Source organism: Bacillus nakamurai, from assembly GCF_001584325.1.
In the GTDB taxonomy this organism is placed as follows: Bacteria; Bacillota; Bacilli; order Bacillales; family Bacillaceae; genus Bacillus; species Bacillus nakamurai.
Genome location: NZ_LSAZ01000004.1, coordinates 79,845 through 92,482, shown reverse-complemented (window position 1 = coordinate 92,482; position 12,638 = coordinate 79,845). Strand labels below are relative to the sequence as shown.

General features: G+C 43.9%; 12 protein-coding genes and 1 pseudogene. 7 read left to right on the top strand and 6 right to left on the bottom strand.

What is annotated here, in order from left to right; genetic code table 11:
• The first annotated feature begins 8 nt into the window (after positions 1-8).
• Both nagE and AXI59_RS02720 read left to right on the top strand, forming a co-directional pair.
• Positions 9-1,385 carry an N-acetylglucosamine-specific PTS transporter subunit IIBC gene (nagE, locus tag AXI59_RS02725; RefSeq protein ID WP_061527312.1) on the top strand — a complete coding sequence of 459 codons (1,377 nt, stop codon included), beginning with the start codon at positions 9-11 and terminating at the stop codon, positions 1,383-1,385.
• Positions 1,386-1,517: 132 nt separating this feature from the next.
• Positions 1,518-1,964 (top strand): YfmQ family protein, encoded by a 447-nt coding sequence (locus tag AXI59_RS02720; RefSeq protein ID WP_061520303.1) that lies wholly within the window; start codon positions 1,518-1,520, stop codon positions 1,962-1,964.
• 38 nt (positions 1,965-2,002) lie between these two features.
• On the opposite strand, the gene ltaS is transcribed toward AXI59_RS02720, so the two are convergent.
• Positions 2,003-3,940 (bottom strand): lipoteichoic acid synthase, encoded by a 1,938-nt coding sequence (gene ltaS, locus AXI59_RS02715; protein ID WP_061527311.1) that lies wholly within the window; start codon positions 3,938-3,940, stop codon positions 2,003-2,005.
• Between the two features lie 234 nt (positions 3,941-4,174).
• On the opposite strand from ltaS, the gene AXI59_RS02710 reads away from it, so the two are divergent.
• A complete protein-coding gene (locus AXI59_RS02710; protein WP_061520305.1) occupies positions 4,175-4,552 on the top strand; it encodes a DnaJ family domain-containing protein in 378 nt (125 codons plus the stop codon).
• Positions 4,553-4,562: 10 nt separating this feature from the next.
• On the opposite strand, the gene AXI59_RS02705 is transcribed toward AXI59_RS02710, so the two are convergent.
• The 3 genes and pseudogenes from AXI59_RS02705 to AXI59_RS19085 form a co-directional block, all read right to left on the bottom strand.
• Positions 4,563-4,994, bottom strand: a complete 432-nt coding sequence (locus AXI59_RS02705) for an Hsp20/alpha crystallin family protein (RefSeq protein WP_061527310.1) — start codon at positions 4,992-4,994, stop codon at positions 4,563-4,565.
• A gap of 14 nt (positions 4,995-5,008) precedes the next feature.
• On the bottom strand, positions 5,009-5,251 hold the full coding sequence (locus tag AXI59_RS02700; RefSeq protein WP_061527309.1) for a spore germination protein: 243 nt from the start codon (positions 5,249-5,251) through the stop codon (positions 5,009-5,011).
• 13 nt (positions 5,252-5,264) lie between these two features.
• Positions 5,265-5,523: pseudogene (locus AXI59_RS19085) on the bottom strand (spore germination protein).
• Positions 5,524-5,799: 276 nt separating this feature from the next.
• On the opposite strand from AXI59_RS19085, the gene treP reads away from it, so the two are divergent.
• The 4 genes from treP to AXI59_RS02680 all read left to right on the top strand — a co-directional run bounded on the left by treP (position 5,800) and on the right by AXI59_RS02680 (position 10,515).
• Positions 5,800-7,215 carry a PTS system trehalose-specific EIIBC component gene (gene treP / locus AXI59_RS02695; protein ID WP_061527308.1) on the top strand — a complete coding sequence of 472 codons (1,416 nt, stop codon included), beginning with the start codon at positions 5,800-5,802 and terminating at the stop codon, positions 7,213-7,215.
• A gap of 74 nt (positions 7,216-7,289) precedes the next feature.
• A complete protein-coding gene (treC, locus tag AXI59_RS02690) occupies positions 7,290-8,975 on the top strand; it encodes an alpha,alpha-phosphotrehalase (RefSeq protein WP_061527307.1) in 1,686 nt (561 codons plus the stop codon).
• Positions 8,976-8,998: 23 nt separating this feature from the next.
• Entirely contained in the window at positions 8,999-9,715 is a 717-nt protein-coding gene (treR, locus tag AXI59_RS02685) for a trehalose operon repressor (RefSeq protein ID WP_061527306.1), read from the top strand.
• A 134-nt stretch (positions 9,716-9,849) separates the two neighbouring features.
• Positions 9,850-10,515, top strand: coding sequence for an NAD(P)H-dependent oxidoreductase (locus AXI59_RS02680; RefSeq protein WP_061527305.1), 666 nt, complete (start codon positions 9,850-9,852; stop codon positions 10,513-10,515).
• A 55-nt stretch (positions 10,516-10,570) separates the two neighbouring features.
• On the opposite strand, the gene AXI59_RS02675 is transcribed toward AXI59_RS02680, so the two are convergent.
• Both AXI59_RS02675 and AXI59_RS02670 read right to left on the bottom strand, forming a co-directional pair.
• On the bottom strand, positions 10,571-11,347 hold the full coding sequence (locus tag AXI59_RS02675; RefSeq protein WP_061527304.1) for a YibE/F family protein: 777 nt from the start codon (positions 11,345-11,347) through the stop codon (positions 10,571-10,573).
• Entirely contained in the window at positions 11,344-12,480 is a 1,137-nt protein-coding gene (locus AXI59_RS02670) for a YibE/F family protein (protein WP_420806827.1), read from the bottom strand. Before AXI59_RS02670 ends, AXI59_RS02675 begins: the two co-directional genes overlap by 4 nt.
• Positions 12,481-12,638: the final 158 nt, after the last annotated feature.

Genomic DNA, 12,638 nt, shown 5'->3' with positions numbered 1-12,638 from the left:
TGGGAGTTATGCTTCATTTTTTGCAAAAACTTGGGAAATCTTTTATGCTTCCGATTGCTGTTCTGCCCGCAGTGGGCATCATTTTGGCCATTGGCAGGGAGGACTTATTAAATATTCCGTTTATTTACGCGGCGGGGACAGCGGTATTTGATCATTTGCCTTTAATTTTCGCGATCGGTATCGCCATCGGCATTTCCAAGGACAGCAACGGGGCTGCTGCTTTATCAGGAGCAATTTCCTATACTATGCTGGATGCGGCTGTTAAATCAATTAACAATACGAATAACATGGCCGTTTTTGGGGGAATTATCGCGGGATTGATCGCGGGGTACACGTATAACCGTTTTAAAGATACGAAGCTGCCTGAATATCTCGGGTTTTTCAGCGGACGCAGGCTCGTTCCGATTGTAACGGCCGTTATCACCATCATTTTGGCGGGGCTTTTAGGGTTTGTCTGGCCGCCGGTTCAGTCGGTCATTACGTCATTTGGAGAATGGATGATCGGGCTTGGCGGAATCGGAGCGGGAATTTTCGGATTTTTTAACAGACTTTTAATTCCATTCGGGCTTCATCATGTGCTCAACAATATTTTTTGGTTTCAGTTTGGCGAGTTTCACGGAAAGACGGGGGACTTGGCCCGCTTTTTTGCCAAAGATCCGACAGCCGGCACATATATGACGGGATTCTTCCCGATTATGATGTTTGGGCTTCCGGCTGCATGTCTTGCGATGATTGCGGCGGCTAAGCCAAGTAAACGCAAGGCGACGGCGGGAATGATGATCGGTCTCGCGCTGACCGCGTTTATCACCGGAATTACAGAACCGATTGAATTCGCGTTTATGTTTTTATCTCCGCTCTTATACGGGGTGCATGCTTTATTAACCGGTTTTTCGTTATTTATCGTAAATGTTCTCGGTATACGGTCCGGTTTTTCATTTTCAGCGGGGGCGATTGATTATCTGCTCAGCTACGGCATCGCGGAAAAACCGCTGCTATTGCTCGTCGTCGGACTTTGTTATGCGGTATTATATTTTGTCGTTTTCTACGTGCTGATCAAAACGTTAAATCTTAAAACGCCGGGGCGGGAAGATGATGAAGATGAAGAAGAGGTGCTCGGCGAGGATACGGCCGGTGCTGTTCAGGAGAATGTAATGCTCAAGGGGCTCGGCGGAAGACAAAACCTCGAGACCATTGACCACTGTGCGACACGTCTCAGACTGACAGTGCGGGATACGTCCCTCATTGATGAAGGTGTTCTTAAAAAAGCCGGGGCAAAAGGGGTTATCAAAACCGGAAATAAAACGGCACAGGTCATTATCGGGCCGAACGTTGAATTTGCCGCGGAGGAACTGAGAGAGGCTGTGCGGCGTGCCGATCAGCTGTAATACACAAGCCGGATCATCCATTTGATCCGGCTTTTTTCTTTGGAAGCCATATTAAGTTTCACAAAATGTACAAAAAACAACTGACCGTCCTATGTTACGATTCATGTAGAAACATAATGGAGATGATGAAAGGTGACATGGATTGCAGTAGTTTCTATTATTGTCATTAGTCTTATTAAGATAGTGCTGACGTGCCTTCCGACCGGCGCTGTGGAGTGGATTCTCCGTAAATTTGAAATTCATTCGAAGCTCACTGAAGCGTCTGCCACCGTATCCTGCGGCGGAAAACGCTTAGAAGGCGAAGACAAAAGCAAGGTTATTCATGATTTGAACGAAGCTGTTTTTTTAGAGCGGCATTATATATACCCGGGTGATGAAGAGCTTTACTTACATCCGAAAAACGGAGCCGCTCCGCTTGTCATTGAGACGAAAAAAGGCAAAAAAGACGTTACGCTGTTTGTGTACAGCTACGAAGACCGCGTGGATGTCGTCAAACAGCAAAAGAAGAAAATAGTTGCGTATTCCCTTCTTTCCGACAGCCTTCAACAGCGCTCTATGGCCGGAGCAGGGAGCTTATAACATAAAAAAGCCAGATCATTTATTGATCTGGCTTTTGTTTATTGATTTTGATCATCTGATGAAGAATCATCACGTTTCGTATAATCATATTGTGTCGGGTCTACCTTCTTGAATCCTTTAGGCTGATAGAAACGAAGAAGATCGCCGTTGATGATTTTGTCAGACATTTCGAGCTCAGTCTTGACGAGAGAGTCTTCTTTTTTGTCAACTTCTGAATCCTTCAAGAGTCGGCCGGTTTTTGTATCATAATACTTGCCGGATACTTTCGTATAGTTTGGCGAAATGAAGTCGCCGTTACGGAACGGAATAACCTCCCGATGCTCTTTCGATAAGATGTCAGAGCCTGACATGAGATAATCCTTCGTATCCACACCGAGCAAATGCAGGACGGTCGGTGCGACATCGACATCACCGGAATACTTATGAATCTGTCCGCCTTTGACGCCCGGAGCGTGAATAAAGAGCGGAACCCGCTGAAGCTGGGCATTGTCATAATCGGTAATTTCATCTTTGCCGAGTACTTTCGCCATCGCTTTATTATGGTTTTCAGAGATGCCGTAGTGGTCTCCGTACATGACGATAATGGATTTATCGTACAGGCCGTCTTTTTTCAGGTCGTTAAAGAATTGCTCGATTGACTCATCCAGATAGTTGGCGGACTGGAAGTAGTTGTTGACGACAGAATCGCCAAAGTCTCCTGCCGGGAAGTCCGTGTCTTCTTTATCCATTCCGAATGGGAAATGGTTGGACAGCGTAATGAACTTCGTATAGAACGGCTGCGGCAGGCTTTTGAGAAGCGGCATGGATTCTTTGAAATACGGTTTGTCTTTCATGCCGTAGTTTTTCGTGTTCTCTTCGCTCATGTCATAATAAGCAGAGTCAAAAAACTTATCGATGCCTTCCGCTTTGTACATTTCATTACGGTTCCAGAATGTCTGCGTATTTCCGTGGAAAGCGGCAGACGTGTAATTTTTGCCCTTCAGTATTGCGGGAACCGACTGAAGCGTGTTTTGTGCTTTGTTTACGAATACTGAGCCTTGCGCAAGCGGGTACAGAGAGTTTTCCATCATAAATTCCGCATCGGATGTTTTACCTTGTCCCGTTTGGTGGAAAAAGTTATCAAAGTAGAATGTGTTGTTATCATGCGCCAATTTGTTTAAAAACGGCGTGACTTCTTTGCCGTCAATTTTGTAATCGATGATAAAGGATTGCAGAGACTCTAAGGAGACGTAAATGACGTTTTTCCCTTCGGCTTTGCCGAAATATACGTTGTTCGGCACGTCATAGTTGGCCTTCATATAGTTTTCCACATCCGTCACATCGCTTGAATCGGCAAGCGCGCGCTGGCTGTTTGATTTCACATTCTGTACGGCGTCGTAAATCGTAAAGTTGTACGTACCCAAATACTTTACCAAATAGTTTCGGTCAAATGAGCGCGTCAGAAGCTCAGGACGGTCGGATTCCGCAACGGCCAGGTTGATTAAGAACACAAGCACCGCGGAAGCCAAGACGATTCTGAATGATTTTTTAGTCGTTTTCTCAGCCGGTTTTTTCATCTTAATGGCTAAAATAATCAAAATGACGGTATCAAGGAAGTAGAAGACGTCAGTCCATCTCATTAACGAGAAAGCACTGCCTCCCAGCTGGCCGCCGTTTGTTTTCGCCTGCATGAGAACCGGAATGGTTATAAAATCATTAAAGAATCTATAGTACACGATATTTGCGTAAAGCAAAAAAGACATTAAAAAATGAATCGCAATAATGGCTGTCTGCTGTAATTTTTTCTTGAACAGAAGCCCAAATCCAAGAAAGAACAAGCTGGAGCTTAACGGATTCACAAAAAGCAATATTTTCTGGATCGTGTTGTCTATGCCTAAGTTAAAGTTTAAAATATAAGCAGCATATGTCTTCACCCATAATAACACGACCGCTATCAAGAAGAAGGCAAGTCCTCTTTCTTTTATAAATGTTTTCATTGTTACACTCCTTTTTTCCGATCACGGTTTAAACGGAACGATAGAAAAAACGAACGTAATCAATATACCATGAAACCAGCAAATAGAAAAGGTGGAAAAGGCGCATCGGAAAAGTGGCGAAAAACGCTGTCGCATAAGCGGTTTGTCTGAAGAATGCTGTCTTTGAAATTGAAGAAAAGGGATAAATTGGTTATGTTATAATATCTCATCATCGAAAAAAAGAGGTGAACAGATATGGATATTGCCCATATCGTTGCTGAAGATAAAATCAAGCGTGCCATAAAAGACGGAGAATTTCAGAGCATAAAAGGAATGGGACAGCCCCTGCCGAAAGACGATGCCGCACATCTTCCGGAATCGCTCAGAATGGGCTACCGCCTTTTAAAAAATGCCGGAATGGCAGAGGACGAGGGGGCGCTGAAAAAAGAGCTGATGACGTTAGACCATTTAATTGCGAAGTGCCGTAATGAAACAGAACTTGAGCATCTCGAGAAGAAACGGACGGAAAAACAAGTCAGACTCGATCAGCTGATTGAGAAAAAAGAGATGTTCTCAAAACCCGCATCCTCTCATTATAAGGAGAAAGTATACAAGCGGTTCGGACGTCCGTAACCGCTCTTTTTCACATTTTCTTATAACAAGGAATGTGCTTCACGAGCCTCGGATAAGAAATGTGCAATAAACCGTTTACACATTGCGCCTGCAAGAGCTGCGGCTCAGCCGGTTCAGGGAGCTGAATCGTTTCATCAAATTCCCCGTATTGCCTTTTTCGCCTCAGCTCCATTTTTGCGGGAAAAAGAGGCGTGACCGTTCCTTTAATGTTCAGCTGTGTTTTTGATATCAGCCTCATTGTCAATTCTTCTTCATATACGCCGGGCATCTCAATAATAAGAAAGTTGTATTGTTCATCCTGATAGACATCGTAAATCAGGGTGTCTTGTTGTGAGGCGAAAAAATCCTCGGAAGATTTTTGTTTCAGGACATTGGTCCAAAAGTCGCTTGGCTTATGTTCATTCGTAATCTCAAGCCACTTCCTCATTTTTTCGAGATCCATAACGGCAGACTCCCCTAAATTTGATTTGCAATCGGCATCGATGGGTTCGCAATCTGGTCTTGGTCGCTGACATCAGGATCAAGATGGCCCGAATTTAAACATCCGGCCGGGGGCGAAAAATCTCCTAAGGAAAAGTTCGCGCCGACAAACTTACTGTTTGCGGTGTGGCTGTTTTGCACCGTCTGGCCGATATCAACGTTTCCGTTTTGCGTTGCGCCGTTTACCTTTATATTGGCGACGTTAATTTGGTAAGGCATATGAAAAACTCCTTTAATCTATAATGGGCGGCACCGGAGTGATATTTGCGGTATCTGCGGTTCCGATAGCCGTCTGGTCGTTTACATCCGGATCATTTAAGAAGTTCTCCTATTGATTCTATAGGTGACGTATCGCCGAATGAAGAGTTAAGCCCTTGTGATTTATTATTTGTGGTGGGACTGTTGTATGCCGCGTCCCCGATCGTGATAGATCCGTTGCCTGAAATACTGTTAATCTTCAAATAGTACAGGTTGATAACAGTGGATGGTATCTCTTCGCACCTCTTTATCTTAGTTGTACAGTTCTGTATGCTTCTTGCGCTGCCGTTGTGAATCATCGTGCGGACAGGCATTCCATATAAAATAGCGATTAAGGTCCCGGCGCCAGAGGGGCTTTTTTTAATGGCCTAAGGCCTTTTGCAGTATATTTGTGATGAAAGCGCTATAAAAATAGATTGACGACATGTATATACAGCATTACAATAGAGTCATAAACATGTATATACAAGTTTAGAAAACAAAATGAAAACGGTTACGGAGGGGTTGGCATGAGTGAGCTTAACCGATCTGCACGGCAGATTGTCGATGCCGTCGGCGGAATCGGCAATATTGCGGCGGCAACTCATTGTGTTACGCGTTTGCGGTTTGCGTTAATAGATGAAAGCAAAGTGGATCAAAAAGTGCTTGATGAGATAGACGTTGTAAAGGGCTCGTTTGCTGTGAACGGGCAGTTTCAAGTCGTGATCGGGCAAGGAACCGTGAATAAAGTGTATGCAGAATTGGTAAAGGAAACGGGGATCGGCGAAGCGTCGAAAGAGGAGGTGAAGAAGGCCTCCGAGCATAAAATGAACCCTTTGCAGCGTGCGGTGAAAACGCTTGCGGATATTTTTATCCCGATTTTGCCAGCCATTGTGACGGCGGGGCTTTTAATGGGGCTTAACAACATATTAACGGCGGAAGGCATTTTCTTCAGCTCGAAATCCATCGTTCAAGTTTATCCGCAGTGGGCGGATCTCGCCAACATGATTAACCTGATTGCGGGAACGGCTTTTACCTTCCTGCCGGCATTAATCGGCTGGTCGGCGGTGAAGCGGTTCGGAGGAAGTCCGCTCTTGGGCATCGTGCTCGGGGTTATGCTTGTGCATCCTGATTTGCTGAACGCGTGGGGATACGGGGCCGCCGAGCAAAGCGGCGATATTCCGGTTTGGAATCTATTCGGCTTAGAAGTTCAGAAGGTCGGTTACCAAGGACAGGTGCTTCCGATATTGCTTGCGTCGTATTTACTTGCCAAGCTGGAGCTCTTTTTGACAAAGCGGACGCCTGAAGGCATTCAGCTGTTAGTCGTCGCGCCGGTGACGCTTCTGGTGATCGGTTTTCTTTCCTTTGTCTTGATCGGTCCGATTACATTTGCGATCGGAAACGCATTGACATCAGGACTGATTGCGGTTTTCGGAAAATTCGCAGCTCTTGGCGGCCTATTGTACGGGGGCTTTTATTCCGCGCTTGTGATCACAGGCATGCATCACACGTTTCTTGCGGTTGATCTGCAATTAATCGGTTCAAAGCTCGGCGGTACGTTTTTATGGCCGATGCTTGCCCTCTCTAATATTGCGCAAGGCTCGGCCGCGCTTGCAATGATGCTGATTCTCAAAGATAAAAAACAAAGAGGCCTTTCGCTGACGGCCGGAATTTCCGCTTATTTGGGCATTACGGAGCCGGCGATTTTCGGCGTAAATCTGCGCTACAAATTTCCGTTTGTGATCGCCATGATCAGCTCAGGGATCGCCGGGATGTTTATTTCCGTAAAAGGGGTTCTGGCAAGCTCAGTCGGTGTCGGCGGGGTGCCGGGCATTTTCTCCATTATGAGCCAGTACTGGGGGCCATTTGCGATCGGAATGCTGATCGTGCTGATTCTCCCGTTTGCGGGAACGTACGGGTATGCGCGGCTGAAGCAAAAAAAATAGAGGAATCTCGGGACGCCTTCTTTTCAGGCTGTCCCTTTTCCCTTTCAACTCAAACTTTACAGGCGGTGATGATAATGAAAACAGTAAAAACACCATGGTGGAAAAAGGCGGCAGTGTACCAAATTTATCCGAAGAGCTTTAATGATACGACCGGAAACGGTATCGGCGACCTGAACGGCATTATAGAAAAGCTTGATTATTTAAAAAAACTTCTGATTGATGTCATTTGGCTTACGCCGATTTACGATTCTCCTCAGCATGATAACGGCTATGACATCCGCGATTATTACAGCATCTATAAGGAATACGGAACAATGGAGGACTTTGAACGCCTGCTGGATGAGGCGCATCAAAGGGGAATAAAGGTCGTAATGGACCTCGTTGTGAATCACACATCTGTTGAGCATCAATGGTTTAAAGAAGCCATATCTTCAACTGACAGCCCGTATCGGGATTTTTATATTTGGAAAGATGCGAAGGATGGCGGTGATGCGCCGAACAATTGGGAATCAAAATTCGGCGGCTCCGCATGGAAGCTCGATCCGGCATCGGGACAGCATTATCTGCATCTTTTTGACGTATCTCAGGCTGATTTGAACTGGGAAAATGAAGAGATGAGAAAGCAGATTTATGAGATGATGCATTTTTGGTTTCAAAAGGGGATCGATGGCTTCCGGCTTGATGTCATCAATCTTATTTCCAAGGATCAATCGTTTCCTGACGCAAAGAACGGCCGAGACGGTCGTCCCTACTATACCGACGGCCCGCGTGTACATGAATATCTGCATGAGATGAATCAAGCGGTGTTTTCCAAATATGACAGCATGACAGTCGGCGAAATGTCCTCGACAACGGCTGAACACTGTGTCCGGTATACAAATCCGGCAAATGAAGAGCTTGATATGACCTTTAACTTTCATCATTTAAAAGTGGATTATCCGAACGGCGAAAAATGGGCGCTCGCTCCGTTTGACTTTCTGAAGCTGAAACAGATTTTGACGTTTTGGCAGACGGAGATGCATAAGGGCGGGGGCTGGAATGCATTATTCTGGTGCAACCACGATCAGCCCCGGGTCGTTTCCAGATACGGCGACGACGGCGTGTACCGGAAAAAATCCGCCAAAATGCTCGCGACGGCCATTCATATGATGCAGGGCACACCTTACATTTATCAAGGCGAGGAATTCGGCATGGGCAATCCGAAGTTCGATGACATCAGCTCATACCGTGACGTCGAATCACTGAACATCTACAAGCAGATGAAGGAAGAGGGAAAGCAGGAGGAAGACATCATCGCCATTTTAAAACAAAAATCAAGAGACAATTCGAGAACGCCCGTTCAATGGAACAGTGAGCCTCACGGCGGTTTCACGACGGGAACGCCGTGGATACCTGCGGCGGATGATTACCGGGAAATCAATGCTGAATCGGCTTTGAAAGATCCGGATTCGATTTTCTACCATTATCAAAAGCTCATCAGGCTCAGAAAGGATTATGACATCGTAACCGACGGAACGTTTGAACTGCTGGCTGAAGACGATCCAGCTATCCTGGCGTATGTCAGACACGGAAATAATGAAAAGCTGCTGGTGGTCAACAACTTCTATGGAAAAGAAGCGGAATTTACGCTTCCGTTTGACGATTTGGATGGGTGGCGGTATACCGTGCTTTTGACAAATGATGAACCGAGAGAAGGCAGCCAGAAACAATTGACGCTCCGCCCGTATGAGTCGATCGTTTATCATCTCACCAAACCGTGATACACTAATCTGGGTGGTCATAAATGAAAGTGAATAAATATATCACAATCTATAAAGATATTGTGCAGCAAATCGAAAGCGAACAGCGGAAGGCTGAAGACATTCTTCCGTCTGAAAATGAATTGTGCAATCAATACGGCACATCAAGAGAAACCGTCCGCAAAGCGCTCAATATGCTGGCGCAAAACGGCTACATCCAGAAAATCAAAGGAAAAGGCTCTGTCATTTTAAACAGAGAAAAAATGCAGTTTCCCGTTTCGGGCCTCATCAGCTTTAAGGAGCTGGCGGAGACGCTCGGAAAAGAAACGAAAACAACGGTTCACCGTCTCGGGCTGATTTTGCCTCCGGCGTCCGTCGCGAAAGAGCTTCAGCAGGAGACGAATGAAGAGGTATGGGAAGTCGTCAGATCGAGGCGCATTGACGGGGAACATATCATCTTGGACAAGGATTACTTTGTCAAAAAGCATGTGCCGCTCTTGACGAAGGCCATTTGTGAAGAGTCGATTTACGAGTACCTTGAAGGAGAGCTCGGCCTTTCCATCAGCTATGCGCAAAAGGAAATTGTCGTCGAGCCGGCAGCGGAGGAAGACCGCGAGTATTTGGACCTTGGCGGATACAGCCACATGGCGGTTGTGAAAAACCGGGTGTTTTTGGAAGACACTAGCCTCTTTCAATATACAGAAAGCCGGCACAGGCTTGATAAGTTTCGGTTTGTCGATTTTGCGAGAAGAGAAAAATAAAAACGGTCTGCTCCGGCAGCCCGTTTTTTTATTAAGTATCAAAATGGATACTATCCAACAAAAATGTGCGTACTGGTACTTTCAAAAATAATGGCTACAATAGAACATAACATCAGCTAAAGGAGAGATACCATATGTCAGAAAAAAAACAGCAAATCCTTGACGCGTATCAATTCAGACACGCCACAAAGGAATTTGACCCGGAGAAAAAAATTTCAGAAAGCGATTTTGAATTCATTTTAGAAACGGGAAGATTGTCTCCGAGTTCACTCGGACTGGAGCCTTGGAAATTTGTCGTCGTCCAGAATCCCGAGCTTCGTGAAAAACTTCGTGAATTTACATGGGGCGCGCAAAAGCAGCTTCCGACCGCCAGCCACTTTGTGCTGCTGCTTGCCCGGACGGCTAAGGATATTCGCTTTGACTCCGACTATGTCAAAAACCATTTGAGACAAGTCAAAAAAATGCCGGATGACATGTATGAAGGCTATTTAAGCAAAACTGAAGAATTCCAGAAAAATGATTTCAATCTGCTTGAATCCGACAGAGCCATTTTTGACTGGGCATCAAAACAAACGTATATCGCACTCGGCAATATGATGACTGCCGCTGCGCAAATCGGCATCGACTCATGCCCCGTTGAAGGCTTCAACTACAAAGAAATTCACCGTATCCTTGACGAAGAAGGCCTCTTGGAAAACGGAAGCTTCGACATCTCCGTCATGGCTGCATTCGGTTACCGGGTCAGAGAACCGCGTCCGAAAACAAGATCTGCCGTTGAAGATGTGGTGAAGTGGGTGTAAAAGAAAAAAGCCGCTCGATATGAGCGGCTGAAGGCTGCCGAGAACATCCCGGCAGCTATTTAATTGTCTTATTGTTCTTAGTTGTTTTTTCTAAAAAATAGGCGCTAATCCAAGATGTAATGGGAATGATCAGACCTATCCCGATTCCGGCACAAAGTATAGTGACCATTTCAGCACTAAACACTTTTGAGTTCACTAATTTTCCAAAAGAATACGATAAGTCTTTAAACCATAAAAGCAGTGCTAAATAGTTTCCAAAAAAAGCGAAGAATAATGTATTTGTATTTGTTCCTAAAATATCTCTTCCGATACTTAATCCAAACTTGAATAAATCTTTCCTGCTTATGAATGGTTTATGAATTAATATTTCGCGCATGGGAGATGTAATAGAAATCGCCACATCAGTAATTGATCCTATTGTGCTCATAATAATCATCGCGGCAGTAATTTTAACAAAATTAACCCCGACAAAAAGAGTGAATATGCCAAGATCCCCTAATTCCTCTTCACCAAATCCTTGAATCATCGTCTTTTTTGTTACGGCGAGAATAAAAAAGAGTAAAATAATAATTGTGATCAATGTAGAAATAAATGCTGTAATGGTTTTGATGTTCACTTCATTAATATAAAAAAGGGTAACACAGCTAATTACAGTCGATGAAATCAATGTTAAGATAATCGGATCTATATGCGGGTCTGTCATTAGAATAATGGTGAGGAAAAGCACAGCAAAGTTTAAAAATAAAGCAATAAAAGACCTCGCTCCTTTTTTTCCTCCGATTAAAATCATCAATACAAATAAAATGGCTGCAAGAGATACTAATACATTCATGATCTTGCCTTCTTTCGTTTAACAAAGAAAATAGAAGTATACAGACCCAACGGAATGGTTAACACAATTCCGATACCTCCGGCTAACGCCCTGGCTAATTCCAATGAAATGTTCATAGATAGGGTGAAGCCGATTGGCGAATCATTCTTGAAATACAATACCATCATTGGGATGGCGCCGCTTATATAGGCGAAAAATAGAATGTTTGTCATGGCGCCCATAATATCTTTTCCAATTTCCATCCCTGAACTCTTAAGTGCTTTTATTGATATAGCGTTATTTTTTTCATATAACCCAAAGATAGATGAAGACATTGTAATGGCCACATCCATTACTGCTCCTAACGAACCAATACATACTCCCGCCATAAACACAGTTTGATAAGGACGAGTCAGATATTGCATCTCTTCAAATCGAAGACCTTTACCTGAAGTTAATACCATAACTGCATAAGCAATGAATAGTGAAATAAACGTTCCTAACAGGGTCGCAGCTATAGCTGCATATGTTTTTTCGTTAAAACCATTAACAAGTAACAAAGATATGGCAGTAAATATAATAATGCTTATACAACATATGAAGGTTAAACCTATGCTTGGATTATGCCGGTATAAATCTAATGCATATGATAGCAAAACGGCATTAAACCCCAAGCTGATAATAGAAAATAAACCTTGTTTTTTTCCAACGATAAGTAAAGTGAAAATAAAAATCCAGACGACTGCCAAAAGCTGTTTATCACGTTTTTTGTCTATTATGCTTCCAGTTAAATCTTTATTTTCTTTTGTATTCTTATCAATTGAAACAAACAATTCATTTCCGACATGATATTCTTGATCATTAGCTCCAGATGATGAATACTGATTAGTCAAATGGATGAGCTGACCTTTTTTCTCGCCATTTGTAATCCGAGCTATTATATGCTGTGTGAAAAGCCTATCTTTATTTTTATGCATATCCTGCATTTCAGTTTGATCTACCAGCTTCGTTTTGGTGACTTTGGCGATTGGACGTTCGTAAAATGAATCATTTTGATTGACGAAAACAACAGAGGTGACAAAGCAAAGCGCTATTATGATATAAAACAAAATTTGTTTGTAAGTTAATTTGTTTAATATTCCTCTTTTAATCAAAAACAACCCTCCATATAGGGGCAGTACCCTCCGATGAGACCGCCGTGAGTATAGAATAAACTTGATATTATACATGTACAGATGTAATTGGCTTTATCTTTACCAATTTGTCTGTATCGCGGAATGCCTCATATTTTATCATTCAGCTATACTGTTGT

Excerpts from the sequence above, each read along its gene's own strand:
- nagE (WP_061527312.1), top strand. The coding sequence starts at position 9 with ATGCTTCATTTTTTGCAAAAACTTGGGAAATCTTTTATGCTTCCGATT.
- ltaS (WP_061527311.1), bottom strand. The coding sequence starts at position 3,940 with ATGAAAACATTTATAAAAGAAAGAGGACTTGCCTTCTTCTTGATAGCG.
- AXI59_RS02710 (WP_061520305.1), top strand. The coding sequence starts at position 4,175 with ATGGATATTGCCCATATCGTTGCTGAAGATAAAATCAAGCGTGCCATA.
- AXI59_RS02705 (WP_061527310.1), bottom strand. The coding sequence starts at position 4,994 with ATGGATCTCGAAAAAATGAGGAAGTGGCTTGAGATTACGAATGAACAT.
- AXI59_RS02700 (WP_061527309.1), bottom strand. The coding sequence starts at position 5,251 with ATGCCTTACCAAATTAACGTCGCCAATATAAAGGTAAACGGCGCAACG.
- treP (WP_061527308.1), top strand. The coding sequence starts at position 5,800 with ATGAGTGAGCTTAACCGATCTGCACGGCAGATTGTCGATGCCGTCGGC.
- treC (WP_061527307.1), top strand. The coding sequence starts at position 7,290 with ATGAAAACAGTAAAAACACCATGGTGGAAAAAGGCGGCAGTGTACCAA.
- treR (WP_061527306.1), top strand. The coding sequence starts at position 8,999 with ATGAAAGTGAATAAATATATCACAATCTATAAAGATATTGTGCAGCAA.
- AXI59_RS02680 (WP_061527305.1), top strand. The coding sequence starts at position 9,850 with ATGTCAGAAAAAAAACAGCAAATCCTTGACGCGTATCAATTCAGACAC.
- AXI59_RS02675 (WP_061527304.1), bottom strand. The coding sequence starts at position 11,347 with ATGAATGTATTAGTATCTCTTGCAGCCATTTTATTTGTATTGATGATT.